Raw genomic sequence first — 25711 nt, 5'->3', positions numbered from 1 at the left:
TTCACCCGCCCGCCCGTCATACGGTGGGACGCACAACCCGAAAACGCTAGGAGAATCCCGAAGTGGCCGAGCTGTTCTACGACGACGACGCCGACCTGTCCATCATCCAGGGCCGCAAGGTCGCGGTCCTCGGCTACGGCAGCCAGGGCCACGCCCACGCGCTGTCGCTGCGCGACTCGGGCGTCGACGTCCGGGTCGGCCTGCACGAGGGCTCGAAGTCCAAGGCCAAGGCCGAGGAGCAGGGCCTGCGCGTGGTCACCCCGGCCGAGGCGGCCGCCGAGGCCGACGTGATCATGATCCTGGTCCCGGACCCGATCCAGGCCCAGGTCTACGAGGAGTCGGTGAAGGCCAACCTGAAGGACGGCGACGCGCTGTTCTTCGGCCACGGCTTCAACATCCGCTTCGGCTTCATCCAGCCCCCGGCCGGTGTGGACGTCTGCATGGTCGCCCCCAAGGGCCCGGGCCACCTGGTCCGCCGCCAGTACGAGGAGGGCCGCGGCGTGCCGTGTATCGCGGCCGTCGAGCAGGACGCCACCGGTAACGCCTTCGCGCTCGCCCTGTCGTACGCCAAGGGCATCGGCGGCACGCGCGCCGGCGTCATCAAGACCACCTTCACCGAGGAGACCGAGACCGACCTCTTCGGCGAGCAGGCGGTGCTGTGCGGTGGCACCTCCGCGCTGGTCAAGGCCGCGTTCGAGACCCTGGTCGAGGCCGGCTACCAGCCGGAGATCGCGTACTTCGAGTGCCTCCACGAGCTGAAGCTGATCGTGGACCTCATGTACGAGGGCGGCCTGGAGAAGATGCGCTGGTCGATCTCCGAGACCGCCGAGTGGGGCGACTACGTCACCGGCCCGCGGATCATCACCGACCAGACCAAGGCCGAGATGAAGAAGGTCCTCGCCGAGATCCAGGACGGCAGCTTCGCCAAGAACTGGATGGACGAGTACCACGCGGGCCTGCCGAAGTACAACGAGTACAAGAAGGCCGACGCCAACCACCTGCTGGAGACCACCGGCAAGGAGCTGCGCAAGCTGATGAGCTGGGTCGACGACGAGGCGTAAGCCCTCTGGGACCGGGCCCCCGAGCCCGCACCTCGGGGGCCCGGTCCGCGACTTGTCCATCATGCAAGACCACGTGCGGGTGATCCCGCCGCTATGGCGCAAAACGCCTCCCGGACGCCACTACACTGCAGGGAATAAGCGCGTCAGGGCTCACAGCGTCGTGCGTCTTTCACGCGGCTGCCCCCCCTTCACGCCTGCGGCCGTCGGGACGGCCGTCCGCATAGGACTAGTGAGGACTGAAGACCACGTGAGCACTGCTTCCACGGGTAAACCCGTCGTACTCATCGCCGAAGAGCTCTCGCCCGCCACGGTGGAGGCCCTGGGCCCGGACTTCGAGATCCGCAGCTGCAACGGCGCGGACCGGGCCGAGCTGCTGCCCGCCATCGCCGACGTGGACGCCATCCTCGTGCGCAGCGCCACCAAGGTCGACGCCGAGGCCATCGCCGCGGCCAAGAACCTCAAGGTCGTCGCCCGCGCGGGTGTCGGCCTCGACAATGTGGACGTCTCCGCCGCCACCAAGGCCGGCGTCATGGTTGTCAACGCCCCGACGTCCAACATCGTCACCGCGGCCGAGCTGGCATGCGGCCTGCTGGTCGCCACGGCCCGCAACATCCCGCAGGCGAACGCGGCGCTGAAGAACGGCGAGTGGAAGCGCAGCAAGTACACGGGCGTGGAGCTGAGCGAGAAGACCCTCGGCGTCGTCGGCCTCGGCCGCATCGGCGTGCTGGTCGCCCAGCGGATGTCCGCCTTCGGCATGAAGATCGTCGCGTACGACCCCTACGTCCAGCCCGCGCGCGCCGCCCAGATGGGCGTCAAGCTGCTGTCGCTCGACGAGCTGCTCGAGGTCTCCGACTTCATCACGGTCCACCTCCCCAAGACCCCCGAGACCGTCGGCCTGATCGGCGACGAGGCGCTGCACAAGGTCAAGCCCGAGGTCCGGATCGTCAACGCCGCGCGTGGCGGGATCGTCGACGAGGAGGCGCTGGCGGCGGCCCTCAAGGAGGGCCGGGTCGCGGCGGCCGGCCTGGACGTGTTCTCCAAGGAGCCGTGCACGGACTCCCCGCTCTTCGAGTTCGACAACGTGGTTGCCACCCCGCACCTGGGCGCCTCCACCGGCGAGGCCCAGGAGAAGGCGGGCATCGCGGTCGCCCGCTCGGTGCGCCTGGCCCTCGCGGGCGAGCTGGTCCCGGACGCGGTGAATGTGCAGGGCGGCGTCATCGCCGAGGAGGTCCGGCCCGGGCTGCCGCTGGCCGAGAAGCTGGGGCGGATCTTCACCGCGCTCGCGGGCGAGGTGGCGGTCCGGCTGGACGTCGAGGTGTACGGCGAGATCACCCAGCACGACGTCAAGGTGCTCGAACTCTCCGCGCTCAAGGGTGTGTTCGAGGACATCGTCGACGAGACCGTGTCGTATGTGAACGCCCCGCTGTTCGCGCAGGAGCGCGGCGTCGAGGTACGCCTGACCACCAGCTCGGAGTCCTCGGAGCACCGCAATGTGGTGACCGTGCGCGGCACCCTCTCCGGCGGTGACGAGGTCTCGATCTCCGGCACGCTGGCCGGTCCCAAGAACCAGCAGAAGATCGTCGCGGTCGGCGACTACGACGTCGACCTGGCGCTCGCCGACCACATGGCCTTCCTGCGCTACACCGACCGCCCGGGTGTGGTCGGCACGCTCGGCCGCATCCTCGGCGAGGCGGAGATCAACATCGCCGGTATGCAGGTCTCGCGTTCGGCGGCGGGCGGGGCGGCGCTGGTGGCGCTGACCGTGGACGACACGATCCCCCAGCCGGTCCTCACCGAGATCGCCGAGGAGATCGGGGCGTCGTCGGCCCGCTCGGTCAACCTGGTGGACTGAGCGCGAGAAGCGTTCTGACCGCAGTACGGCGCGGTCTTACGGCAGTACGGAACAGCAGAGCAGCAGCACAGGGCCCGGCCCCCGCTTCGGCGGGGGCCGGGCTTCGTCGTGTGTGCGTCCGCCTGTGTGCGTACGTGACCGCGTCTGCGTTCGGGACCCGTCCGATCTTTTTCATCACGTGTTGAATATCCTGGCCGCAGTGGATACGCTGATATCACTAAGTGGAGAAAAACTCTCCACCTAGCACTGTTGTGCTGCGCCGCCGCCCTGTTCGCGGGAGGTTCGCCGTGTCCACCATCACCCCCGACGCCGACGAGGCCGATCCGGCCGACGCCTCCGACGGGCCCGCGTCCCGGATGCCCCGGATGCGGGCCGACGCCCGGCAGAACCGCGAGCAGATCCTGCGTGCCGCCCGCGCGGTCTTCGCCGACCAGGGCCCTGACGCCCCCCTCGACGAGATCGCCCGCAGGGCGGGCGTCGGCATCGCGACCCTCTACCGGCGGTTTCCCAAGCGTGCCGACCTGATCCGCGCGGTGGCGATCGACGTCTTCACCGCCCTGGTCGAGGCCGCGCACGAGGCGACCGAGGCGGAGCGCGATCCGATGGACGCGCTCCGCCGCTTTATGCACGCGGCCCTCGACCTCAAGCTCGGCTCGGTGGTGCCCGCTCTCCTCGGCCGGGTCACCGTCGACGAGATCCTGGACGCCGTCCGCCACGACGCCGCCGACCCCGTGGACGAACTGCTCGGACGGGCCCATGAGGCCGGGCTGATCCGCCCCGACGCCGTTTTCGGCGACATCACCCTGATGATCATCCGGCTGTCCCGCCCGCTGCCTGGCGGGGTCATGCCGGACGACGAGGCGCTGGCACACCGCCACCTGGACGTATACATCGACGGCCTACGCCCCGAAGGCGGCGCCCGGCCCAACACTCGGCTGTCCGGGCCGGCCCTGGACGCCGCCATGTTCAAGCGCCTCAGAGGAGGGGCGATGGGTGCCGGATCCGACTGACGGATGACCCGTCCGGCCGCTTCCGGAGGAATCCCCCCGCCCGGCAAACCCGGACGGGGAAGGCCTCTCAAAGCCTGAAATCTCCAGATAAGCCTCAGAAAGGCACCATCATGGCCCAGCCCCTCGACACGCAGCCCGCGGTCAACCCACGGCGCTGGTTGGCACTGCTCTTCATCGGCCTGGCCCAGCTGATGATCGTCCTCGATATCACCGTCGTGAACATCGCCCTGCCCTCGGCCCAGCAGGACCTCGGGATCACCGACGGCGACCGGCAGTGGGTCATCACCGCCTACACCCTGGCGTTCGGCAGCCTGCTGCTGCTCGGCGGCCGGATCGCCGACTACACCGGCCGCCGGCGCTCCTTCCTCATCGGTCTGATCGGCTTCGCCGCGGCCTCCGCGCTCGGCGGCACGGCCTCCGGCTTCGAGATGCTCCTCGCGGCCCGCGCGCTGCAGGGCGTGTTCGCCGCGCTGCTCGCCCCCACGGTGCTCTCCCTGCTCGCGGTGAACTTCACCGAGCCGCGCGAGCGCGCCAAGGCCTTCGGCGTCTTCGGCGCCATCGCGGCGGGCGGCGGCGCGATCGGCCTGGTCCTCGGCGGGCTGCTGACCGAGTATCTGGACTGGCGCTGGTGCCTGTATGTGAATGTGCCCGTCGCCGCCGTCGCCGTCTTCAGCTGGTACGTGCTGCCCGCCGACGAGCGCGCCGAGGGCGACCGCGTCCGCTTCGACCTGCCCGGCGCGCTGCTGGCCGTATCCGGTCTGGTCGCGGTGGTGTACGGATGCAGCGAGGCGGAGTCCGAAGGCTGGGACTCGCTGACCGTGACCGGGCTGCTCACCCTGGGCGTGGTCCTGCTGACGGCGTTCGTCCTGACCGAGCGCGTCGTCCCGCGCCCGCTGCTGCCCCTTCGGGTGATCACGGACCGTACGCGCGGCGGCGCCTACCTCGCGGTCGGGCTGGCGGTGGTCGGCATGTTCGCGATGTTCCTCTTCCTCACGTACTACATGCAGCGCGTCAAGGGCTACTCGGCGCTGGTCAGCGGCGTGGCCTTTCTGCCGATGACCGCGGCCGTGCTGGTCTCGGCGGCCGGTGTCGGCACCCGGCTGCTCCCCAAGGTGCCACCCCGCGTCCTCATGGTCCCGGGCCTGCTCATCGCGGCCGTCGGCGTCGCGCTGCTGATCCCCCTGGAGCCCGACAGCTCGTACGCGGCGGGCGTCCTGCCCGCCGAACTCCTCGTCGGCTTCGGCATGGGCCTGACGATGGCGCCGTCGATGAACTACTCCACCCACGGCGTCCAGCCCCAGGACGCGGGCATCGCCTCCGCCACGGTCAACACCGCCCAGCAGATCGGCGGCTCGGTCGGCACGGCGATGCTCAACACGATCGCCGCCAGTACCACCAAGGACTACCTGGCCCCGGCGGTCCGCGCCAATGAGGTGACCCCGCAACTGGCCAAGGAGGGGCTGGTCGAAGGCTTCTCGGAGGCATTTGTCTGGTCCTCGGTGATCCTCGCGGCGGCGGCGGTCCTGGTCGGCCTCCTGATGAACACCCCGCGGCCGAGCCGCCAGCCCGGCGCGGAGCAGACGGAGCCGCTTCCGGTGCACCTGGGCTAGGCCCACGCACGGCGGTCAACGTGGGAGCCGCCCCTCCCCCGTGTGAGGGGCAGCTCCCACGTTCGGGCCCGCTACGCTTGGCTGCGCGGCCAGAATCCCGTCCATGGGAGGAACCATGACTGCTGAACCGCTGCCGGCCTGGGCCTTTCCGCCCCCGGGCGGATTCACCGCGGACGACCTCGACCGCATCCCGGATCTCCCGCCGCACACTGAGCTGATCGACGGGAGCCTCGTTTTCGTGAGCCCGCAGAGGAGTTTCCATTCGCTGGTCATGGACGTGCTTGTGCCAGCTCTACGAGCGTTCGCACCAATGTCGCTGCGGGTGCGTCGCGAGATGAGCGTTGTCCTCAACAAGAAGAACCGCCCTGAGCCTGACATCTTGGTCCTGCGTGCAGAGGCTGTGTCAGCCGAGGCGGAGGAGACGGGCTTCCAGGCGGCTGACGTCGTGCTTGCGGTGGAGGTGGTGTCGCCCGAGTCGGAGGATCGCGACCGGCAGCGCAAGCCGCAGCTCTACGCCGAGGCGGGAATCCCTCACTTCTGGCTGGTCGAGAAGGGTGAGGTCCGGCGCCCGGTCGTCCAGGTCTTCGAGCTGAACTCGGTGACGCGCACGTACGTGCCGACCGGCATCTACCACGATCGCCTCAAGCTCCCGGCGCCGTTCACCATCGATATCGACCTCACCGAGATCGACCGGCTGTAGTGCCGGATCCCATGAGTACGCGATAGGCGTCCCGCCAGATGGCGGTCTCGTCGAGCGCAGGCGACACCCAGGTCGTCGCCTTGGCCACGCCGCGGGCGCGGTACTTGCGCATGATCGCGACGTGGTCCGGTCGCGCCACGAATCCGTGCAGGGCCTCCTCACCGGTCCACACGGACACCGCGCCGCAGCGCCGGGACCGCGGGGCCGTCCACAGCCATAGGCCGACCGCCCCGTCGAGCGCAGGCCAGGTGCGGCGTAGGCCGATGGCCGCGCGGGCGATGCCGGGGAGGTCCAGCCGCTTGGTGAAGGTGAAGTCGGTGACGCTGACGAGCACCGGGCCGTCCGTGTCCGCCGCCGGGCCCGGGCGCCAGTGCGATCTCAGCACGGTGTGCCCGACCAGGAGGGGACGCGGCCGAGCAGGCTGAGCAGCCGGTGATGCGGGGTTGCGTCGGTCGGGGGTGGGACGCGTTGTTCGAAGGCGGCGCCGGGGCCGCGGCCCTTGTCGGGGACCTGTTCGGCGACCCGTAGCGCGGCGGCGGTCAGCTCGTCGTCGGGCTCCCAGGGGACGCCGATCGTGGCCGCGACGTCCCAGGCGTGGACGACGCAGTCGACGAAGTGGAAGCTGATCGCGAGGGACGCGGGGAAGGCGCCGCCGTTTCGGACCTCCGGGAGGGCGAACGCGCGGTCGAGCACGCCGTCTTGTGCGAACGCATCGTTGACCAGCGCCGCCGACGCCTCGAACGCGGCGCGGGCATCGGCGCCGAGGTCGCCGCCGCGCCAGTCGGACAGCGCTTCGCCCCCGCCGCGCGCCGACGCGGCGAACCCCTCGTTCTGGCTGACGAGATGGCGGATCAGGCCGTGCAGGGTCCAGTCCGGGCACGGCGTCGGGAGACGTAGCTGATCGTCCTTGACTTGGGCGACGACATCGCCCAACAGCGCCAGAGACCGGCGGTCGAGCTCTTGGATGTCCAGCTCTTGAATATCCATGATCCGAAGCCTAGAAACCGGCAATGGCCCAACACCAGGTCCAATAACCCCACATATGATTGAGCCAATATGGAGGTCCACGTCAGCCTCGACGGGCATCGCGACCTGTCCGGCCAGATCTACCGACAAGTCCGTGCCGCCATCCTCGACGGGCGGCTGCGCCCGGGCGATCCGCTGCCGCCGACCCGGGAGATGGCCCGGCGGCTCGCGGTGGCCCGTAACACGGTCGGCGTCGCCTACGACCGGCTGGCGAGCGAGGGTTATCTGGAGAGCCGGGTCGGCGCGGGCACGTTCGTAGGGGCGGTCGGCCGTACGCCGGGTGCCCCGAGCACCCGTTCCGCGCTCAAGCCGCGCGCCGTCTGGGACGGGGTGGTCACCCCATGGCTCGGCCCGATCGACGCCGAGCTGACCTCCGTCACGTATGACCTGCGGGTGGGCCTGCCGGACGCCCGGCTGTTCCCGTACCAGACATGGCGGCGGCTGGTCGCGCGTGAGCTGCGCCCTGCGGCCGCGATCGCGCGGGGCTCCGGCCATCCGGCGGGCCACCGCGGGCTGCGTGCGGCGATCGCTCGCCATATCGGCCTGTTCAGAGGGGTGCGGGCCGCCGCCGACGATGTGGTCGTGACCAACGGCATTCAGCAGGCCCTCGATCTGATCTGCCGCGTGATGGTCGAGCCGGGCGACGGCGTCGCGGTCGAGGACCCCGGCTATCCGCCGGCCCGGATGCTCTTCCGCTCGCTGGGCGCCACGGTCGTGGATGTCCCGGTGGACGACGAGGGCCTGTGTGTGGACGCCCTCCCGGACCACGTCCGCGTCGTCTATGTGACGCCCTCCCACCAGTTCCCGCTGGGCATGCCGATGTCGCTGCGGCGCCGGATGGCCCTCGTCGAATGGGCCGAACGTCACGGTGCCGTGGTGATCGAGGACGACTACGACAGCGAGTTCCGCTTCGGCGGCCGGCCGATCGACCCCCTGCAGAGCGTCGACCGGGCCGGACATGTGATCTACGTGGGCTCCTTCTCCAAGGTCATGCTGCCCTCGCTGAGGATCGGCTTTCTCGTCGCGCCCGCCCCGCTGCGGGATGCGCTGCGCGCGGCCAAGTACGTGACCGACTGGAGCACTTCCTTCCCCACCCAGGCGGCGCTGGCCAGGTTCATCGACGACGGTCTGCTCGCCCGCCACATCCGCCGGATGCGACAGGAGTACGCGGCCCGGCATGAGCTGATCACGACCGGGCTCGCCGAATTCCCCCAGCTACCGCTGGGAGGTGCCCCCTTCGCGGACCGGCTCGACGTCATTCCGTCCTCGGCCGGTCTGCATATCACCGCCTACGCCACCGGCGGTGACCCGGCAGAGCTGGCGGCCCGGGCCCGTGCTTCGGGCGTGGCGCTCTACACCCTGTCCGAGGTCGCCATGAGCCAATCCGTACGTCCGGGCCTCGTCTTCGGATACGGCGCGATCGCAGCGCCGGACATCGGTCCGGCGCTGCGGCGGCTGGCGGCCGTCTGATCGGGGCGTCTGATCAGTCGGAGCCGGGGATGTCGAGGGCCGTTCCGTACAGGCGGGACACCCGGATCCTGATCACCACCCGCCGGTCCGCGACCATCTGCTCCAGGAACGCCGCCTCGTCCCGCGGATCGTCGAAGCCGGGCGTCAGGGAGAGCAGTTCCCGCCCGACCGCGTCACCGGGCACCGTCGTCACCTCGGAGATCTCCGCGTCGCCCTCGGCGACGGCGAACGACCAGACGTTCGGGCCGTGGACGTGCAGGGCGGCATGCGGATCGCGGCGCAGCTGGCGCACCTTGAGGCGGTCGGCCGTGGTGGAGATCCGAACCATGCGCTCCTCGGGGCTCCAGCGGTGGAGCACGGTCGACAGATGGGGGTGACCGCTGCGCTTGACCGTGGCGAGCACCGAAAACTGCTGCTCCTGAAGCAGCCGGGACAATTCCTCGTCCGCCAGCGCCCGCGGCGCGGGTCCGGCGCCCGGCTTCTGCTCTTCTTCGTTCGCCACGTTCGTGTTCATGGGTCGGGCCTTTCACTGGTGGTGACGGGAGGAGGGGTCAGGCAACCGTGGCGGGCGAGGCGGCGGGGTCGGCGTTCTTCCGTACGATGGCGGTGGGCTTCGGGGCGGGCTGGGCGAGCACCGTGAACGCGACCACGAAGGCGGCGACCAGAAGCCCCGTGCCGACGGTGAAGGCCAGGTGGTAGCCGCCGGTCAGCGCCTCGGCCCGGCTCTTGCCCTGCGCGAGCAGACCGTCGCTGCGGGAGGCGGCCAGGGTGGAGAGCACCGCGACGCCCAGGCTCATGCCGATCTGCTGGGTGGTGTTGAACAGTCCGGAGGCGAGCCCGGCGTCGTCCTCCTTCGCGCCGGACATGCCGAGGGTGGTCAGCGCGGGGAGCGCGAGGCCGAAGCCGGCTGCGAGCAGCATCACGGGAAGGAGGTCGGTGAGGTAGTTCGCGTGCACGGGCACGCGGATGAGCAGTCCGAGGGTGCCGATCAGCAGCACGATCCCGGTGAGCAGCACCTTGCGCTCGCCGAAGCGGGCGTTGAGCCGGGCGGAGACGCCGAGGGACACCGCGCCGATGACGGCGGCGGCCGGGAGCATGGCCAGGCCGGTCTTGGCGGCGCCGTACCCCAGGACCTTCTGCAGATAGAGGGCGACGAGGATCTGGAAGGAGAACAGGGCGGCCACCATCAGGACTTGGATCAGGTTGGCTCCCACGACGCTGCGCGACCGGAAGATCCGCAGCGGCATCAGCGGGGTACGGGCCGTGGCCTGGCGGGCGATGAACGCGGCGAGCAGGAGGAGCGAGAGGGCGCCGAAGCCGAGGGTGGGCGCCCCGGTCCAGCCGTATTCCTCGACCTTGACGACGGTGTAGATCCCCAGCATCAGCCCCGCCGTGACGAGGAGGGCGCCGATGACATCGGCTCCGGCGGCCAGGCCGAGCCCTCGGTCGGCGGGCAGAACGGGCACGGCGACCGCGAGGGCCGCGAGCCCGATCGGCAGGTTGATGAAGAAGATCCAGTGCCAGTTGAGTGCGTCGGTCAGCACACCGCCGAGCACCTGGCCGATCGACGCGCCGGCCGCTCCGGTGAAGCTGAACACGGCGATCGCCTTGGCGCGCTCCCGGGGCTCGGTGAACAGTGTCACCAAAATGCCCAGGCTGACCGCGGAGGCCATGGCGCTGCCGATCCCTTGCAGAAACCGGGCGGCGATCAGCACCGCGGGGGAGGTGGCGGCGGCTGCCAGCAGCGAGGCCGCGGTGAACACCGCGACACCGGCCAGGAACATGCGCTTACGGCCGATCAGGTCGCCGAGCCGTCCCGCGAGGAGGAGCAGGCTGCCGAACGCGATCAGGTACGCGTTGACCACCCAGCTCAGGCCGACGGGGGAGAAGCCCAGGTCGTCCTGGATGGCCGGCATGGCCACGGTCACGATGGAGCCGTCCAGGACGACCATCAGCATTCCCGTGGCGATGACGCCCAGGGCCAGCCAACGTGAGCGGGAAAGGGCTGGTTTGGAACTGGCTATGACGGACATACGGGCTCTCCTGTCGGGCGGCATCGAGCGATGGCGACAGGAAAGACCGTAGCAGATAGTTCTGTTGTAGACGATCTCTTTCGGTTCTACTTGGTCTACTGGCGCGCCCGCCGGGCGGGCCGGGGGCTCTCCGCCGGTGTGGCCAGATGTCCTTCGGTCAGCTGATTCAAGGCCTGCAGCAGGGTGGCCCGGTCGGGCTCGGGGAGTGACGTCAGCGCCTCCCGGTGCACCCGGTCGACGATCTCCTGGCTCTGCCCGGCGATCCGGGCGCCCTCCTCGGTGACCGCGATGATCCGGGCCCGCCGGTCCCGGCTGGAGGGACGGCGCTCGGCGAGCCCGGCCGCCTCCAGGGCGTCCACGGTCACCACCATCGTGGTCTTGTCCATATCGCCGAGCTCGGCGAGCTGGGCCTGGGTGCGCTCCTCCTCCAGGGCGTGGACCAGTACGCAGTGCATGCGCGCCGTCAGTCCGATCTCGGCGAGCGCCGCCGACATCTGGGTCCGCAGGATGTGGCTCGTGTGATCGAGCAGGAACGACAGGTCCGGTTCGTTGCGCTTGGGTGCCATGGCGGTCATGGGTGCCAGGGTAACAATTCGATCCGTGGCGGATTATCCGGAAGGGGAGCTTCTGGGTGGGGCGGCCGGACGGCGGGGCAACTTGCCGCGCGGTGGCCGAGCGGTCAGTCCAGCGGTGCGCTGGGTCGGGGGCGCGGGAGCGCGACGGATGGTTGATGCAATGCTTGATGCAGAGCAAGCATTTTTTTGAGAGCAGGTGGGGGGGGGAGGGCCCAAGCGGACCGACCTCCACCGCTCCTGGCGACCATCCGCCGTTCCGCCACCCGCCACCCGGTGACGGCCCCCTGGGGGCAGGACGGCGACGATGCCTCCAGCGCCCCCTCCCTTTCCCGCTACTGGCCGCTGTGCGCCGAAGGCGCGAGATGATGCCCGCACGCGGCGACCGGACCATGCCGTCCAGTGGCGCTGGCCCGTTCGTAGGGCTCCCACCTCCGGTCGAGCGCACCGCTCTTCTGCGGGACTCAGGGCGCGAGATGGTCAAAGGCCCCGGCTTTGGCGGCGCGTATGAACGTCCCGAGGTGGGCGGGGGTGGTGGTGAGGGTGATGTCCGGGTCTTCGCTCTCGCGGAGTCGTATGGTGCGGTCGGGGGCGACGGCGAGGTTGAGGCAGCTGTTCCCCTCGGCGCAGTAGGAGGACTTCTGCCAGGCCAGCGTGGACAACGTTCCTGCCTTTCAGAGGCTGCGTGCGATCTCGTGGATGAAGTCGCGTGACTTGTTGGGCTTGAGGGCTGCGGCTTCCATCCGGTCAAGAAGTGTTCGGTACTTGACCAATTGTGCTTCTGCGTCGAGCAGTGCGGACCCATGGGATTGGTCGAGTTGCACGGTGTCGAGCTGCGGTACTGGCCCGCAGGCGTAGCAGACCGACTGTCCGGACCCGGGGAACGCGCCGGAGGCGAAGGGGATGACCACAACCGTGATGTGATCGCGCTCGCTCATGTCGAGAATGTGCCGAAGTTGCGCCCGCGTTGTCGCCGGGCCGCCGAACTGCATCCTGAGGGCGGCCTCGTGCAGGACAGCGGTGAAGGTGGGTGGCTCGTCGCGGTACAGGACGGCCTGCCGTTTGATCCGGTGTGAGAGCCGGTGTTCCACCTCCGGCGGCGGGAGAGCGGGCACGCCTTGTTGGAAGACCACTCGCGCGTGGTCGATGGTCTGCAACAGCCCAGGGATGTGCACGGTATGCCCGATGCGCAAACCCGTGGCGTGGTGTTCCAGTTCGGCGAGGTCGAGCAGCCCCGTCGGGAGGATGCCGCGATACTCCTCCCACCAGCCGCGCCTGCGCTCACCAGTCATCCCTGCCAGCGCCTCAAGAAGCGGCTCGTCCGAGCAGTCGTAGTTACACGCGAGGGTGCGAACCATGGCTGCGCTCACGGGCGAGCGCCCTGCTTCGATGTTGCTGATCCGCGCTTGGTTGCCGCCCAGCAGTTCGCCTGCCTCGCGGGCGGTCATTCCGGCTCTCTCGCGGAGCTTGCGCAGCTCCGTTCCCAGGCGCTGTTGACGGGCTGTTGGTGCGGTTCTCTGCGCCATGGACTCTCTCTTCCCGATCTCGCTCAGTCTGTCGTCCTGCCGCCACAGGGTCCAGCGGAATAGTGAATTTTGCCGATCGAGTGGAAAGTATGCAGCCGGAACCTCTACGGTGTGTCGCGTGTCACGGGCTTCACGAACTCATCGACACCGCAGAACTGCTGACGTCTGAGCTGGTCACCAATGCCGTGCGCTACTCCGACGGCCCGGCGTCGGTCCGGGTGCTCTGGGCCAGGGGGCGACTGCGCATCAGCGTGTGCGACACGAACCCCAAGCTGCCGGTGCTGGACGGCGCGCAGGTCGCGGGGGACGACGAGGACCGTGGGCGGGGCCTGGCGCTCGTCCAGCTGTGTGCCGACGCCTGGGACGGCTACGCGATTGGCGAGGAACTGTTCGGGGTCGGCGGGAAGTTGATCTGGTTCGAGATCGTCGGGCCCGCATCACGCAGCACCGTATGTCTGACGGCCGCCGCCGACCTCAGCGGGCGGTAGCGGTAGACGTCGGCGGGGGACCAGCCGACGTCCGTGGTGAAGGTGCGGGTCGCCCACTCCGGCGGTTCGGTGCCCGATGACTGCGCCTCGTCCCGGGCCTTGGCCGCGGCGGTCTCGAAGGTGCGCCGGGCGAGGGCGTTCACATCGATCCGGCGGCCCCGGTACCAGGAGCCCGTGTCCGTGAACTGGTGGCCGTGGAAGTTGGCCAGCACGATGTCCGGGGAGGCGCCGGGGCCGGTGTGGTCGAAGGCGTTGTACTCGGAGACGAGCTTCGATTCGAGGCCCACGCCGAGGAAGTACGAGCTGCCGCCGAGCCCTGGGCCGCGCATGGGGTAGTCGGGGTCGTCGGTGGCGCCGCGGAAGTAGTTGTTGTACGCGTGGACCTGGCCGAAGCGCACGCGCGGGGAGCGCTGGGCGGTGTCGGCGAAGAGGTTGTGGTGGAAGGTGATCCGCAGATGGCCGCGGTCGCGGTCGCCCTTGCCGTCGCCGGAGCCGATGAGGACGGTCTTCTCGTGGTCGGTGAAGCGGCTGTAGGAGACGGTGACGAAGTCGGTGGCGTCCTCCATGTCGAGCAGTCCGTCATGGCGTTCGACGGGCTTGCCGTGGAAGTCGGTGGGGGCCTGGCTGTTGGGGTAGCGGCCGTCACCGAAGGCGCAGTGGTCGATCCAGAGGTTGCGGCCGGTGACCACCGACATGGCGTCGAAGCGCGCGTTCCAGGCGCCTTGGTCGCCGTCGCCGGGGTCCCAGCTGGGGAAGTGGTCGATGGGCGCCTCGAAGCCGAGGTTGCGGATGATGATGTTCTGGCCGGTGTTGACGGTGAGGTCGACGCCGAGGAGCGCCGCGTCGTCGCCGGCGCCGAGGACCGTGGTGTTGCTGGGGACGGTCAGCTGGATCTGCTGCTTCTGGGCGTTCGAGCCGGTGATCCGGAGCGTACGCATGCGCTTGCACCACTCGTAGCGGTCATCGCTCCAGGCGGTGCCGTCGGGGCCGAAGCAGTCCATGTAGCGGGTCAGGTCCCAGCCGGGGGCGTAGTCCTGGGCGCCGAGGAGGCGGCCGTCGTCGGTCTGGTTGCCGTGGATGGTCCCGCGGACGGTGATGACCTTGGGCGCGGTGGGGTCGCCGTGGTTGGCCAGGGCGGCCTTGAGCTCGGCCCGGGTGCGGACGGCATATGTGCTGTCGGGCGCGGCGCCCGCGCCGCCCGTCGTGCCCGGACCCGCCGTGGCCCAGCCGGTAGGGCGCTCCTGGGGCAGACCCTCGCGTGCGGCGGCGGCACCGCCGGGTGCGGACAGGAGCCCGCACAGCAGTGCCGCCGCCACGGCGTACGAGGTGCGTTCGCGCACGGTTAGCCCGCCAGCTCGTACGCGTAGTCCGGGGAGAAGCTGCCCGCGGCGCCCGCGCAGCCGTCCAGTTCGCCCGGCAGCTTGATCCACAGATAGGCGTCGATGGCCGGGTCGCCGGTGTTCGCCGTCGGGTTCTCGCCCAGCTTGCGGCCGTGCGGGTCGCACCAGGCGTTGTCGGGGGCGGGGCCGTTGCCGTTGCGGCTGGTGTCGATGACCGCGGTCAGGCCCGAGCCTCCGAGCTGGCTGAGCACGCTCTTGGCGAAGGCGACCTCGTTGGCGGTGCGGTTGTAGTTGGAGACATTGCTGTAGATGCCGTCGCCGCTGGTCAGCACGCCCGCCGAGCGCAGCCGCGAGGCCTGCGTGGCGGCGCTGTTCCAGGCGGAGTGGCCGGCGTCGAAGTAGACCCGGGCTTTGGGGTTCGCGGCGTGGATGGCGCTCGCGGCCCGGGCGAGCGAGGCGTAGCGGCCGCTCAGCTCGCTGGAGGACAGGCAGGTGATGAGCGCGATCGAGTCCGGTTCGAGGATGACGATCGAGGACCCGCTGCCCAGTCCGGCGGCGAAGTTGCGCGCCCAGGCGTCGTAGGCGGCGAGGTCGGGGGCGCCGCCCGCGGAGGCGCCGCCGCAGTCACGGTTGGGGATCATATACGCGACGAGGACGGGGACCTGGTTCTTGCCGGCGGCCGCGGCGGTCACCCTGCGGACGTCCGCGGTGACGGTGGAGGGGGAGTAGTTGGCGAACCAGACGGCCTGCGGCTGGCTGCCTATGCGCGAGGCTATGCGCGGCTGGCGCGAATCGCTGGGGTTGGCGGCGACCCACTTGTTGACCTGGGACTGGGAGTCGGTGAAGAACGTGGTGCCGCCGGGCAGTTCACCCGCGACGGCTTGGGGCGCATGGCCCGCCCCCACCAGGAACGCGGTGGCGAGAGCGGCGGTCACAAACGCTCGGGGGAGGCGCACGGTGCATCAGTCCTCTCGGGGGGATTAGGGGACTTTGGGTACTTCTGTGATGTGAGGTGACAGTGCGAAACGAGTAGCGCTCTGTTGCTTCTGGTTGCCGCCGAGCGGGCCGAAGGTTGCCGTCGGATGGGCGAGAATTCGAGTCAAGTTCGAGAGATCTTCCGGTCGTTGGCAGCGCCCCGGCATGACGCGACCCCGCCCGGGTCCCGGGCGGGGTCGCGACGGTGAGGGGTGGGGGTCCGTCAGCGGCTCGCCACCGGCTCCGGCTGGACCTCGCCCGGTGCCGTCCCCGGCTCGGCACCGATCCCGTACGGTCCGTCGGTCGGCCCAGCGGCCGGCCCAGCGGTCGGCTCCGCGTCCGGCTCCGCGTCCATGCCGGCCTCTTCCACCGCGGGGGCCTCGACCCGTACATGGCGCAGGGCGACGGCCGCCAGGGTCGCGGCCGCGACCAGGACCAACGCCCCGGCCACCGCGGCCACCTGCATGCCGTGGGTGAACGCCTCGCGCGCCGCGCCCAGCATCTCGTCACCGGCCCGTCCGCTCAGCCGGTCCGCCACCGCCGCCGCGCCGCCCAAAGTTTCGCGAGCCGCGTCCAGCGCCTCGGCCGGGAGGCCGGACGGCAGGTCGGCGGGCAGCTTGTCGCTCATGTCGTGGCGGTAGACGGCGTTGCCGGCGACGCCGAGCAGCGCCATCCCGAGCGCCCCGCCGAACTCCTGGCCGGTCTCCAGCAGGGAGGAGGCGGAACCGGCCTTCTCCGCCGGGGCGGTGCCCATCGCCATGTCGGTGACCAGCGACATCACGGTCACGATGCCGGAGGCGAGGACGCCCGCCGCGATCAGCACCAGCCACAGCGAGTCGGTGCCGGCGAGGGTCAGCAGCCCGAACCCGGCGGCCGCGACGAGGAATCCGCCGCCGATGACGTACGCGCGGTTCACCTTCTGCGCGATCGCGGCCGACGCGGGGCCGGCGGCGCCCACCATGACGGACGGGAGCAGGCTCCACAGCGCGGCCTCCAGCGGGCCCTTGCCGAGCACCGACTGCAGGTACTGGGTGGTGAAGAGAGCGGAGCCCATCATCGCGAACGAGGCCATGAGGTTGAGCCCGATCGAGGAGCCGAAGCCGCGGCGGCGGAAGAGCTCGGGGCTGATCATGGGGTGTGCGTGGGTGCGCTGGCGGTGCACGAAGGCCAGGCCGATCAGCAGCCCGGCCGCGATCCACAGCGCCCGCGGCCCGCTGAACCCGTGCGCCGCCGACTCCTTCAGGCCGTAGATCACCGGCAGCACCGCGCCCATGGACAGCGGGACGCTCAGCGGGTCGAACTTCCCCGGGGCCGGGTCCTTGAACTCGGGCACCAGGACCGGGACGAGGACCAGCAGCAGCGCCATCACCGGGGTGTTGATGAGGAAGACCGAGCCCCACCAGAAGTGGGACAGCATGACCCCGCTCAGCACCGAGCCGAGCGCCACCCCGCCGGCCATGGCGCCGGACCAGATGCCGATCGCGGTGGCGCGCTGCTTCGGGTCCTGGAACAGATTGCGGCTGAGCGCCATCGTCGAGGGCATCAGGGTCGCCCCTCCGATGCCCAGCAGCGCGCGGGCCGCGATCAGCATCTCGGCGCTGTTCGCGTACGCGGCGGCGACCGAGGCGGCGCCGAAGGCCGTGGCGCCCAGCATCAGCAGCTTCCGGCGCCCGATCCGGTCGCCGAGCGAGCCCATGGTGATGAGCAGTCCAGCGAGGGCGAAGCCGTAGATGTCGAAGATCCACAGCTGCTGGGTGGAGCTGGGGTGCAGCTGCGCGCTGATCTCCGGGAGCGCGAAGTACAGCACTGATACGTCCATGGACACCAGGAGCAGCGGAAGCATCAGGACCGCGAAGGCGGTCCATTCCCTGCGGCCGGCACGGGAATTGGCGGGGGTCGAAGTCATGCCGAGGAATATACGAGCGTCTTAAACGCTTGTCTAGTACGGCCGTATAAGACGCACGTCTTGGACGGTTGTATGGGTGTCGGGATAGGCTGACGCCATGGGACATCGAGAGGATCTGTTGGCGGGCGCCAAACGTTGCCTGCTGGAAAAGGGCTGGTCGCGCACCACCGCGCGGGACATCGTGGCGGCCTCGGGTGCCAATCTGGCGTCCATCGGCTACCACTACGGCTCCAAGGACGCCCTGATGCGAGAGGCCCTGTTCGCGGCCATGGGCGAATGGGCGGACGACGTCGAGCGGTCCTTGAGAGAAGAGGTCCGGAGCCCCGAGGGCCCGGGTGCCGCGGCCGGTTCCGCCGCCGAGGGTTCCGAGGCCGGTCAGGTGGCGCGGTTCGAGGTGGGGTGGACCCGGATGCTCGAACTGTTCGGCAAGCACCAGGCGCTGTGGCGGGCGCAACTGGAGGCGGTCATGCGGGCGGAGGGCGACCCGGAGCTGCGCGCGGCGTTCGGGCAGGCGCAGCCGGAGGGGCGGAAGGGGCTGGTGGCCCTCTTCCACGGGATCCTGGAGGACGAGGTCGACGAGGAGAGTGCGCGGATCCTGGGCTCGTTCTATATGACCCTGGTGGGCGGCATGGCCGTGCAGATGGCCATCGACCCCGACGGCACGCCCGGCGCCGGGGAGCTGACCGAGGCGATGCGCCGTATCGTCACCGGCCCGACCTCCGCCCCGGCCGACTGACCCCGCGTCACCCTCGGGCCCCGATGGCCGGTGCCGACGGGCGTCGCGGGGCGGGCGCCGGCCGGCGGTCCGGCCGGCGCCCGGCCGGTCAGCTGCTGCGGTGCATGGCCAGGTCCGCCAACGACCGCAGACCGTGGGCGGCCTGCGGATCGAGGGTGGCCTCGGCCAGCCGGCCCAGCGCCATGGACCGCTGCCGGGCTGCCTCCGCCAGGGCCCAGTCGCGCCCGCCGGCCTGCTCGACCAGCGTGGTCGCGCGGGCGACGCCGGTGGACTTCAAGGGACGTTCGTCGTGGTACAGCTCGGCCAGCCGCCGCCCGGCGGGCGTACCGCTGCGCAAGGCCGCGACGACCGGCAGGGACTTCTTACGCCGGTGCAGATCGGCCCCGACCCTGGTCGACTTCCTCCTGTACTCGGCGCGCCCGTCGACACCGGCCGACCCGGCGAACGGCCATTCAGAACTTGCCCATCTGCTCCCCGGTGCGGTGCCCCAACCGCCTGGAGAACTCCGCGAGGAAGGCGTCGTCCAGCGGCGGCCACCCCCAGAAGTCGAACGCGAGCGCCCCGAGGTCGAAGCTGGAGCCGAAGCCGGAGCCGAACCGCCACTCGGTGACCGGGACGGCCGCCGCGCACGCGGAACAGACCACGCTTCCTTCCTCGCTGGTCTCCTTCCAGGCGGCGATGGCCTCCCGGTACGGCCGCCAGACTTCCTCGTCCGCCTCGAACTCCTCCGGATAGTCGATGATCACCGTCGTGGCGTCGCAGCGCGGACAGCTCGCCGAGTCCGGCTCGTCCTGACCCTGGCCCCCGACGTAGTAGTCCCGCCCGACCATCACCGCCACCGGGCCGGGCTGCCACGTCGTCTCCGCCGAACCCACCACGGCCCGGTCCCAGCGGGGGCCCGGCACATACCCCTCGTCCGCGGTCTGGCTGTACACCCCTTCGCCGGACGTCTCGCGCGTGATCACGCCTTCGGAGACCAGCCAGTCGACCATCCGCTCGGCGAGCGGCCCGGCCTCCTGCTCGTCCGCCTCCACGTCCACGATCCGCTGAAAGTAGTCACCCATGGCCGGCCCCCGTGCCCATCGCTCATCGTCCTGGGATCTCCCGATCGCCTGTTCGATCGGTGGCACCCACTGTGACATCCCCCTCCGACAGTCTCAGGCTGACAGTCATAGGCGCGCGGACTTGAGCGCCATGTGCAGCAGCAGCCGGTCCTCGCCCGCGTCGAGGTCCAGCCCGGTCAGCTGCTCGACGCGGGAGAGCCGGTAGTAGAGCGTCTGCCGGTGGATGCCGAGCGCCTGGGCGGTGCGGCTCGCCTGCCCCGCGCAGTCCAGGAACGCCTCGGCGGTGCGGGCGAGTTCGGCGTGCGAGGGTTTCAAGAGGGCTTGTACGACGGGGTCGGGGCCGGCCTGCGCGGGCAGCGCGGCCAGCAGCCGGTACGGACCGATGGCGGACCACTCCGCGACCGGGCCCAGCCGCGCGTCCGCCCGGGCCGCCCGCGCGGCGGCCAGCGCCTCGGGCCAGGCCGCGGGCAAGTCGTCCAGGCCGCGGCGCGGCGCGCTGACGCCCGCGAACCCCCTGTCCCGTACGGTCCCGGAGCGCTCCGGACCGCCCCCGGCGGAGCGCAGCAGATGTTCGGCCGCGGTACGGGCCGGGTCCAGGGCCGTCGAGGCGCGCAGCCGGACCAGCGCGGCCAGGCCCGCGGCCGGGGAGCGCCCCGCCGCCGGGCCCGCCGCGGGACCCGCCGCCGGGCCCGGTCCGGGGGGCACCGGGAGTACGCAGACGGCGGCCACCCCGGGCGGGCTGGGCAGCCGGGCGGAGGGGTAGTCCTCAGCGTCCTCGGCGTTCGAGGCATCCCTTGGGGCCCACGGGGTCACCGCGACGAGCGCCAGCGGCCCGTCGGCCGCCCCGCGCAGCGCGGCGCGCAGGGCCGTACGCGCGGTGTCGCGGCCGCCCGGCGGCCCGGTCAGCAGATCGCGCAGCTGCCCGCCCAGCTCCTCGTCGGCCTGAGCCTCCGCCGCCAGCAGCGCCCCGATCCGAGCCGCCGTCTCCATCGCGCGGGCGAGCCGGGGGTCGGGCGGGCCGGACGGTCCGCCGAGCTCCAGGTCGGAGAGATGGCCGTCGTCGAGCAGCCATACATAGCCGTGCACCACGCCCCGGTGGCGCACCGGCAGACAGATCCGGCCCATGAAGACTCCCGCCCCCGGGTCCGGCGGGATCCGCAGCGGGGCCTGGGCGCGGGCGATGCCGAAGCCCTCGAACCAGGCGCGCACCGCCGCCGTGGACCGGCGCCGCAGGATGGAGCGGGTGCGCACCGGGTCGAGCGCCAGCTCGTCCGCCTCGTCGGCCTTGGTGGAGTACGCGCCGCTGTCGTGGGCGCCGAAGGCGATCAGCTCGAAGTCACGGTTCTCCAGCGTCGTGGGCGCGCCGAGTGCCGCCGAGATCTCGTCCACAAGCTGCTGATAGTCGTCGAGCACCGGCCCGCCTCCGTTCCACGGCTCCCATTCTCATACATCTGTCTGAGATCCCGGACACGGATGCGTGACAGCTGTCGATGGCCGGGGATGCGAGCGATCCTTAAGTTTCACGGTGAGTCAACAAAGCCGTCCGACGGCCGTCATCGTGGAGGTGCCCCGTGCTGGGTCCCGTGCTGCTTGCCGCTTCCCGCAGTGCCGCCATCCGTCGTATCGTCTCGGCCGCCCCGGTGACCCGCCCGACGGTGGACCGGTTCGTCGCCGGTGAGCGCCTGGCCGAGGCGATCCCGGTCGTCCGCGCCCTGGCGGAGCGCGGCCTGGAGGTCACGCTCGACCACTTGGGCGAGGACATCACCGACCCGGCGGAGGCGCTGCGCAACCGGGACGCCTATCTCGCGCTGACCGAGGCGCTGGCCGCCGAGGGCCTGGCCGGGCGGGCGGAGATGTCGGTGAAGCTGTCGGCTTTCGGGCAGGCGCTGTCCGGCGGCCATGATCTGGCCCTGGCCCATGTGACCCCGGTGGTGGAGGCGGCGGACGCGGCGGGCACCACCGTCACCCTGGACATGGAGGACCACACCACCGTGGACTCCACCCTCGCGATCCTCGCCGAGCTGCGCCGGCGGTTCCCGAGGACCGGCGCGGTCCTCCAGTCGTATCTCTTCCGTACCGAGGACGACTGCCGGGCGCTGGCCGGGGAAGGCTCGCGGGTGCGGCTGGTGAAGGGCGCGTACAAGGAGCCGGCGAGCGTCGCGTACCAGGACAAGCGCGAGGTCGACCTGGCCTATGTGCGCTGTCTGAAGATCCTCATGGCGGGCGAGGGCTACCCGATGATCGGCTCCCACGACCCCCGGATGGTCGCCATCACCCAGGAGCTGGCGCGCCGCTTCGGCCGCAAGCTCGACGAGTACGAGTTCCAGATGCTGTACGGGATCCGCCCGGCCGAGCAGGAGCGGCTTGCCGCCGAGGGGCACCGTATGCGGGTTTATGTTCCGTATGGAACAGACTGGTACGGGTACTTCATGCGGCGCCTCGCGGAGCGCCCCGCGAACCTGGCGTTCTTCCTGCGCTCGCTGGTCGGCCGCGGCTGACCAGCCGGAACGCTCCTCCCCCCGCCCCCTCGCGTACACGACGATCGACCCCGACGCTCGAAGGAGACAAAGGCCACCATGGACGCCGTGACCCAGGTCCCCGTGCCGGTGAACGAGCCGGTGCACACCTACGCCCCCGGCACCCCCGAGCGCGCACGCCTTGAGACCAAGCTCAAGGAGCTCGCCCAGAACCCCATCGACCTGCCGATGACCATCGGCGGCGAGAAGCGGATGGGCGGGGGGACGCGCTTCGACGTGGTGCAGCCGCACAACCACGCGGCGCGCCTGGGCAGCTACGCCAATGCCACCCAGGCCGATGCGCGGGACGCGATCGACGCGGCCCTGGCCGCCGCCCCGGCGTGGCGCGCGCTCAGCTTCGACGACCGGGCCGCGATCATCCTCAAGGCCGCCGATCTGCTCTCCGGCCCGTGGCGCGAGACGCTGGCCGCCTCGACCATGCTCGGCCAGTCCAAGACCGTGCAGCAGGCCGAGATCGACACCCCCTGTGAGCTGGTCGACTTCTGGCGCTTCAATGTCCACTTCGCCCGCCAGATCCTGGCCGAGCAGCCGATGACCAACTCCCCGGGCGTCTGGAACCGCAGCGACCACCGGCCGCTGGAGGGGTTCGTCTACGCGATCACGCCCTTCAACTTCACCGCGATCGCGGGCAACCTTCCGACCGCCCCCGCCCTGATGGGCAATGTGGTGGTCTGGAAGCCGTCGCCGACGCAGACCCACGCCGCCGTGCTGCTGATGGAGCTGCTGGAGGAGGCGGGGCTGCCCAAGGGCGTGATCAACCTGGTCACGGGCGACGGCAAGGACGTCTCCGAGGTGGCGCTGGCCCATCCGGACCTCGCGGGTATCCACTTCACCGGTTCGACCCGGACCTTCCAGTACCTGTGGAAGACGGTCGGCGCCAACATCGAGACGTACAAGACCTACCCGCGCCTGGTCGGCGAGACCGGCGGCAAGGACTTCATCGTCGCCCACCCGTCGGCCGACCCCAAGGTGCTGAAGACGGCGATGACCCGCGGCGCCTTCGAGTACCAGGGCCAGAAGTGCTCCGCCGCCTCGCGCGCCTATGTCCCGCGCTCGCTGTGGGAGAGCGGCTTCAAGGAGGAGTTCGCCGCCGAGGTGGAGAGCCTGGCGATGGGCGATGTGACGGACCTGTCCCACTTCATCGGGGCCGTCATCGACGAGCGCGCCTTCGCCAAGTCCAAGGCGGCCATCGACCGGGCGAAGTCCGACCCGACCATCGAGATCGTGGCCGGCGGTACGTACGACGACAGCGAGGGCTACTTCGTCCGCCCGACGGTCCTCGTCTCCACCGACGCGGACAACGAGATCTTCAAGGACGAGTACTTCGGCCCGATCCTCGGGGTGTTCGTCTACGAGGACGCCGAGTACGACGCGATGCTGGAGCAGATGGAGTCGGCGTCGCCGTACGGCCTCACCGGCTGCGTCATCGCCCAGGACCGCGCCGCGGCCGCCGCCACCTGCGAGGCGCTGCGCTTCGCGGCCGGCAACTTCTACATCAACGACAAGCCGACCGGGGCCGTCGTCGGCCAGCAGCCGTTCGGCGGTGGGCGGGCCTCCGGCACCAACGACAAGGCGGGCGCCAAGCAGAACCTGATGCGCTGGACCTCCACCCGCTCCATCAAGGAGACCCTGGTCCCGCCGACCGACTACCGCTACCCGCACATGGGCTGAGACCCCCGCTGAGCCCTGGGGCCCGACCCCCAACGGCCGCCGTCCGCGCCAAGGCGCGGGCGGCGGCCGTTGGCGTACGAGGGGCGCGTGTGACAGGCCGAAAAGTCGTGGACGGCGGAGGCGCGGCGGTGCTAGCGTCTGACAGCCAAGTAGTCGTTATTCACGACAGTTTACGAAGCTAACCAACGAGTGAGCACCTTCTGAACGGCGCGAATACTGGTTGGTCGAGGCCGAACGGGGGTTGGCCTCGACCAGCCCATGCGCGTTTCTGCGTCTCAGATAGTAGGACGTCCGAGTAATTGTGCGGACAGTCCGCCTCCGAGGCCTTATTTTTGTGGAAGCCGAACGTCTCGCTCGATCGAGCGACGGCGGCCGCGGCCGGTGCGCATGCGCAGGTGACCCCTGCCGCACTCAGGCCCCCGCCCCTCCGGCATCTTCCGCAGCACCTCTCGGGACACAGGGAGACGCGACCATGGCTGAGACGACTGTCCGCAGGACCCGTCGCAAGACCGACAACACCGACCGTAAGAACGCCGCTGCCGCGCTGCAGCGCGCCCTCGACCGCCGCGACAACGGCGGCGCCACCGGCCACTGACGAGAGCGCTGACGCAAGCAGAAAGGCGCCGGTCACTTCCCCGGCGTGCGCACCACCTCGAAGTGGTCCACGCGCTCGCCCGATTCGGCCAGCGTCGTGACCGTCAGCTTCGGGCTCGGGCCCGGCCGCACCTCCACCGCGAGGAACGAGAAGCCGGTGTAGCGCACCCGCGACCACTCCACCGTGTCCTTGTTCTTCGATCCGTCCTTCGCCCAGTGGAAGGTCTTCACCTCGTCGAGGTCCTTCACATGGCCCTCGTAGCTGTCGGGCACCGGGAACTCGTACAGATGCGCCCCGGCCCCGCCCGCCGTCGCGTAGACGATGCCGTCGCGCACCGCATCGGCGCTGCCGCCGACCGGCACCCGCTTGGCGACCCGGCCGCCCCGGATGGCGTCGGTGCGCTCGTAGACGTGGTTGTGGCCGTTGATGACCAGGTCCACCTGGTGCTTCTCGAACAGCGGGACCCAGGCGTCGCGCACCCCGCCGTCCGAGGCGTGGGCGCTGGTGGTCGAGAAGGCGCAGTGGTGGAAGAAGACCACGATGAAGTCGATGCCGGGCTGGGCGCGCAGCTGTCCGAGCCGCCGGTCCAGCCAGCGCGTCTGCTCCCCGCCGGTGTATCCGGTGTTGGCGGTGATCTCGTAGCTGACGTCGTTGGCGTCCAGCGCGACGACCGCCGCATTGGCGTAGGTGAAGGAGTAGACGCCGGGCGCCTTGCGCGGATCGGGGCCGTTGCCGGGGAGGGACCAGCGGGCCAGCTGGCCGCCGTAGCCGTCGGGGGAGTACCAGGCCTCCATGTCGTGGTTGCCGGTGGTCACCATCCACGGCACGCTCGCCGCGACCGAGGCGGTCTGGGCGAGGAAGGAGTCCCACACCCGGGCGTCGAAGACATCCGTCTTCTGGCCGTGGCCGGTGGTGTCGGCGTAGCACAGATCCCCGGCGTGCAGATGGAAGGCGGGGTGCTGGCCGAGCAGCAGCTGGTCGTTGGCGAGCGCGTCATAGCTGACGCCCTGGTCGCCGAAGGCCGTGAAGGCGAAGGACTCGGCCTTTTCTGGCGCCGTACGGAACGTGGCCAGGGCGGAGAAGTGGCGCGGGTCGGCCGGGTCGAAGCCGTCGTGGCCGACGCCGTAGTAATAGGTGACGCCAGGGCTCAGCCCGTCGAGCGCGGCGTGGAGGTAGTACTGGTCGACGGCGGGGAGCTTGTCGCTGAGCGCGGGCGTGTGCAGATGGCGGACCTCGGCCTCGATCTTCCGGCTCAGCTCCCAGGGCTTGAGGCCGATCCGCACATACGGCGCCTTGACGGCGAAGGGGACCTGCCAGGAGATCCGCATCTGGGTCCTGGGGTCGGCGCCGAAGGCGAGATGGCGGCCGAAGGGCGCGACCAGCGCGCCGTCCACCTTCCGCGAGGCCGGGCCGGTGAGCAGCGTCGGCGACGGACCGGTGAACAGTGCCGGGGACGCGCCCGCTTCCACGGCGCCCGCCGAACCGGTGAGCAGGCCGGCCCCCGCCACCGTCCCCACCCCCGCGGCGCCGCCGCGCAGC

General features: G+C 70.6%; 23 protein-coding genes and 2 pseudogenes. 11 read left to right on the top strand and 14 right to left on the bottom strand.

The window, feature by feature from the left end:
• Nucleotides 1-62 precede the first annotated feature (62 nt).
• The 5 genes and pseudogenes from ilvC to CCN51_RS07415 all read left to right on the top strand — a co-directional run.
• Nucleotides 63-1061: a ketol-acid reductoisomerase gene (gene ilvC, locus CCN51_RS07435; protein ID WP_014176150.1), complete on the top strand. Its 999-nt coding sequence runs from the start codon at nt 63-65 to the stop codon at nt 1059-1061.
• 247 nt (nt 1062-1308) lie between these two features.
• Entirely contained in the window at nt 1309-2913 is a 1605-nt protein-coding gene (serA, locus tag CCN51_RS07430; protein ID WP_014176149.1) for a phosphoglycerate dehydrogenase, read from the top strand.
• Nucleotides 2914-3200: 287 nt separating this feature from the next.
• Nucleotides 3201-3923 (top strand): TetR/AcrR family transcriptional regulator, encoded by a 723-nt coding sequence (locus CCN51_RS07425; protein WP_014176148.1) that lies wholly within the window; start codon nt 3201-3203, stop codon nt 3921-3923.
• A gap of 110 nt (nt 3924-4033) precedes the next feature.
• On the top strand, nt 4034-5533 hold the full coding sequence (locus tag CCN51_RS07420) for an MFS transporter (RefSeq protein ID WP_014176147.1): 1500 nt from the start codon (nt 4034-4036) through the stop codon (nt 5531-5533).
• A 103-nt stretch (nt 5534-5636) separates the two neighbouring features.
• A pseudogene (locus CCN51_RS07415) lies at nt 5637-6137 on the top strand (Uma2 family endonuclease); the annotation flags it as partial.
• Nucleotides 6138-6210: 73 nt separating this feature from the next.
• Here the strand turns inward: CCN51_RS07415 and CCN51_RS07410 are convergent.
• Complete coding sequence (locus CCN51_RS07410) at nt 6211-6618, bottom strand: hypothetical protein (RefSeq protein WP_014176145.1); 408 nt, start codon at nt 6616-6618, stop codon at nt 6211-6213.
• Nucleotides 6612-7220 carry a TIGR03086 family metal-binding protein gene (locus tag CCN51_RS07405; protein WP_014176144.1) on the bottom strand — a complete coding sequence of 203 codons (609 nt, stop codon included), beginning with the start codon at nt 7218-7220 and terminating at the stop codon, nt 6612-6614. The genes CCN51_RS07410 and CCN51_RS07405 overlap by 7 nt, the downstream gene beginning before the upstream one ends.
• A 69-nt stretch (nt 7221-7289) precedes the next feature.
• Between CCN51_RS07405 and pdxR the strand changes: the two genes are divergently transcribed.
• Nucleotides 7290-8729, top strand: coding sequence for a MocR-like pyridoxine biosynthesis transcription factor PdxR (gene pdxR / locus CCN51_RS07400; RefSeq protein WP_014176143.1), 1440 nt, complete (start codon nt 7290-7292; stop codon nt 8727-8729).
• Between the two features lie 13 nt (nt 8730-8742).
• On the opposite strand, the gene CCN51_RS07395 is transcribed toward pdxR, so the two are convergent.
• From CCN51_RS07395 to CCN51_RS07375, 5 genes are all read right to left on the bottom strand, one after another.
• Nucleotides 8743-9243 (bottom strand): TIGR03618 family F420-dependent PPOX class oxidoreductase, encoded by a 501-nt coding sequence (locus CCN51_RS07395; RefSeq protein WP_014176142.1) that lies wholly within the window; start codon nt 9241-9243, stop codon nt 8743-8745.
• A gap of 37 nt (nt 9244-9280) precedes the next feature.
• Nucleotides 9281-10762, bottom strand: a complete 1482-nt coding sequence (locus tag CCN51_RS07390) for an MFS transporter (RefSeq protein ID WP_014176141.1) — start codon at nt 10760-10762, stop codon at nt 9281-9283.
• A 95-nt stretch (nt 10763-10857) separates the two neighbouring features.
• Nucleotides 10858-11337, bottom strand: a complete 480-nt coding sequence (locus tag CCN51_RS07385) for a MarR family winged helix-turn-helix transcriptional regulator (RefSeq protein WP_043486684.1) — start codon at nt 11335-11337, stop codon at nt 10858-10860.
• A gap of 461 nt (nt 11338-11798) precedes the next feature.
• Nucleotides 11799-11996, bottom strand: a complete 198-nt coding sequence (locus CCN51_RS07380) for a DUF397 domain-containing protein (RefSeq protein ID WP_014176139.1) — start codon at nt 11994-11996, stop codon at nt 11799-11801.
• Between the two features lie 12 nt (nt 11997-12008).
• Nucleotides 12009-12860: a helix-turn-helix domain-containing protein gene (locus CCN51_RS07375; protein ID WP_078610435.1), complete on the bottom strand. Its 852-nt coding sequence runs from the start codon at nt 12858-12860 to the stop codon at nt 12009-12011.
• A gap of 89 nt (nt 12861-12949) precedes the next feature.
• Between CCN51_RS07375 and CCN51_RS60435 the strand changes: the two are divergent.
• Nucleotides 12950-13171 (top strand): annotated as a pseudogene (locus CCN51_RS60435) (ATP-binding protein); the annotation flags it as partial.
• Nucleotides 13172-13227: 56 nt separating this feature from the next.
• On the opposite strand, the gene CCN51_RS07370 reads toward CCN51_RS60435, so the two are convergent.
• The 3 genes from CCN51_RS07370 to CCN51_RS07360 all read right to left on the bottom strand — a co-directional run bounded on the left by CCN51_RS07370 (nt 13228) and on the right by CCN51_RS07360 (nt 17569).
• A complete protein-coding gene (locus CCN51_RS07370; RefSeq protein ID WP_014176137.1) occupies nt 13228-14688 on the bottom strand; it encodes a pectate lyase family protein in 1461 nt (486 codons plus the stop codon).
• Between the two features lie 2 nt (nt 14689-14690).
• Complete coding sequence (locus CCN51_RS07365) at nt 14691-15644, bottom strand: glycoside hydrolase family 6 protein (protein ID WP_014176136.1); 954 nt, start codon at nt 15642-15644, stop codon at nt 14691-14693.
• A gap of 242 nt (nt 15645-15886) precedes the next feature.
• Entirely contained in the window at nt 15887-17569 is a 1683-nt protein-coding gene (locus tag CCN51_RS07360) for an MFS transporter (protein ID WP_014176135.1), read from the bottom strand.
• A 97-nt stretch (nt 17570-17666) separates the two neighbouring features.
• On the opposite strand from CCN51_RS07360, the gene CCN51_RS07355 reads away from it, so the two are divergent.
• Nucleotides 17667-18305, top strand: coding sequence for a TetR/AcrR family transcriptional regulator (locus CCN51_RS07355; protein ID WP_014176134.1), 639 nt, complete (start codon nt 17667-17669; stop codon nt 18303-18305).
• A gap of 88 nt (nt 18306-18393) precedes the next feature.
• Here CCN51_RS07355 and CCN51_RS07350 read toward each other — a convergent pair whose 3' ends face one another.
• From CCN51_RS07350 to CCN51_RS07340, 3 genes are all read right to left on the bottom strand, one after another.
• Nucleotides 18394-18642, bottom strand: coding sequence for a hypothetical protein (locus CCN51_RS07350; protein ID WP_014176133.1), 249 nt, complete (start codon nt 18640-18642; stop codon nt 18394-18396).
• Between the two features lie 115 nt (nt 18643-18757).
• On the bottom strand, nt 18758-19369 hold the full coding sequence (locus CCN51_RS07345) for a hypothetical protein (protein ID WP_014176132.1): 612 nt from the start codon (nt 19367-19369) through the stop codon (nt 18758-18760).
• Nucleotides 19370-19474: 105 nt separating this feature from the next.
• The gene (locus CCN51_RS07340; protein ID WP_014176131.1) at nt 19475-20782 is read right to left on the bottom strand and encodes a PucR family transcriptional regulator; all 1308 of its coding nucleotides are present in this window, start codon (nt 20780-20782) and stop codon (nt 19475-19477) included.
• Nucleotides 20783-20940: 158 nt separating this feature from the next.
• Between CCN51_RS07340 and CCN51_RS07335 the strand changes: the two genes are divergently transcribed.
• The 3 genes from CCN51_RS07335 to CCN51_RS59160 all read left to right on the top strand — a co-directional run bounded on the left by CCN51_RS07335 (nt 20941) and on the right by CCN51_RS59160 (nt 24172).
• A complete protein-coding gene (locus tag CCN51_RS07335; protein WP_014176130.1) occupies nt 20941-21867 on the top strand; it encodes a proline dehydrogenase family protein in 927 nt (308 codons plus the stop codon).
• A gap of 78 nt (nt 21868-21945) precedes the next feature.
• Nucleotides 21946-23577, top strand: coding sequence for an L-glutamate gamma-semialdehyde dehydrogenase (gene pruA / locus CCN51_RS07330; RefSeq protein WP_014176129.1), 1632 nt, complete (start codon nt 21946-21948; stop codon nt 23575-23577).
• Between the two features lie 472 nt (nt 23578-24049).
• Nucleotides 24050-24172 carry a hypothetical protein gene (locus CCN51_RS59160; protein ID WP_014176128.1) on the top strand — a complete coding sequence of 41 codons (123 nt, stop codon included), beginning with the start codon at nt 24050-24052 and terminating at the stop codon, nt 24170-24172.
• 32 nt (nt 24173-24204) lie between these two features.
• Here CCN51_RS59160 and CCN51_RS07320 read toward each other — a convergent pair whose 3' ends face one another.
• Complete coding sequence (locus CCN51_RS07320) at nt 24205-25710, bottom strand: purple acid phosphatase family protein (protein ID WP_086859377.1); 1506 nt, start codon at nt 25708-25710, stop codon at nt 24205-24207.
• Between the last annotated feature and the right edge of the window lies 1 nt (nt 25711).

Origin of the sequence: Streptomyces milbemycinicus (assembly GCF_002154605.1) — a bacterium.
GTDB classification, from domain to species: domain Bacteria; phylum Actinomycetota; class Actinomycetes; order Streptomycetales; family Streptomycetaceae; genus Streptomyces; species Streptomyces milbemycinicus.
Note: the sequence above shows the minus strand (reverse complement) of the source record. Positions and strands in the feature narration are given on the sequence as shown.

Bases quoted from the DNA above. Each gene is read 5' to 3' on its own strand.
- CCN51_RS07360 (WP_014176135.1), bottom strand. From the start codon at position 17,569: ATGACTTCGACCCCCGCCAATTCCCGTGCCGGCCGCAGGGAATGGACC.
- CCN51_RS07395 (WP_014176142.1), bottom strand. From the start codon at position 9,243: ATGAACACGAACGTGGCGAACGAAGAAGAGCAGAAGCCGGGCGCCGGA.
- CCN51_RS07405 (WP_014176144.1), bottom strand. From the start codon at position 7,220: ATGGATATTCAAGAGCTGGACATCCAAGAGCTCGACCGCCGGTCTCTG.
- CCN51_RS07420 (WP_014176147.1), top strand. From the start codon at position 4,034: ATGGCCCAGCCCCTCGACACGCAGCCCGCGGTCAACCCACGGCGCTGG.
- CCN51_RS07355 (WP_014176134.1), top strand. From the start codon at position 17,667: ATGGGACATCGAGAGGATCTGTTGGCGGGCGCCAAACGTTGCCTGCTG.
- CCN51_RS07345 (WP_014176132.1), bottom strand. From the start codon at position 19,369: ATGGGTGACTACTTTCAGCGGATCGTGGACGTGGAGGCGGACGAGCAG.
- pruA (WP_014176129.1), top strand. From the start codon at position 21,946: ATGGACGCCGTGACCCAGGTCCCCGTGCCGGTGAACGAGCCGGTGCAC.
- pdxR (WP_014176143.1), top strand. From the start codon at position 7,290: ATGGAGGTCCACGTCAGCCTCGACGGGCATCGCGACCTGTCCGGCCAG.
- CCN51_RS07390 (WP_014176141.1), bottom strand. From the start codon at position 10,762: ATGTCCGTCATAGCCAGTTCCAAACCAGCCCTTTCCCGCTCACGTTGG.
- CCN51_RS07385 (WP_043486684.1), bottom strand. From the start codon at position 11,337: ATGACCGCCATGGCACCCAAGCGCAACGAACCGGACCTGTCGTTCCTG.
- CCN51_RS07375 (WP_078610435.1), bottom strand. From the start codon at position 12,860: ATGGCGCAGAGAACCGCACCAACAGCCCGTCAACAGCGCCTGGGAACG.
- CCN51_RS59160 (WP_014176128.1), top strand. From the start codon at position 24,050: ATGGCTGAGACGACTGTCCGCAGGACCCGTCGCAAGACCGACAACACC.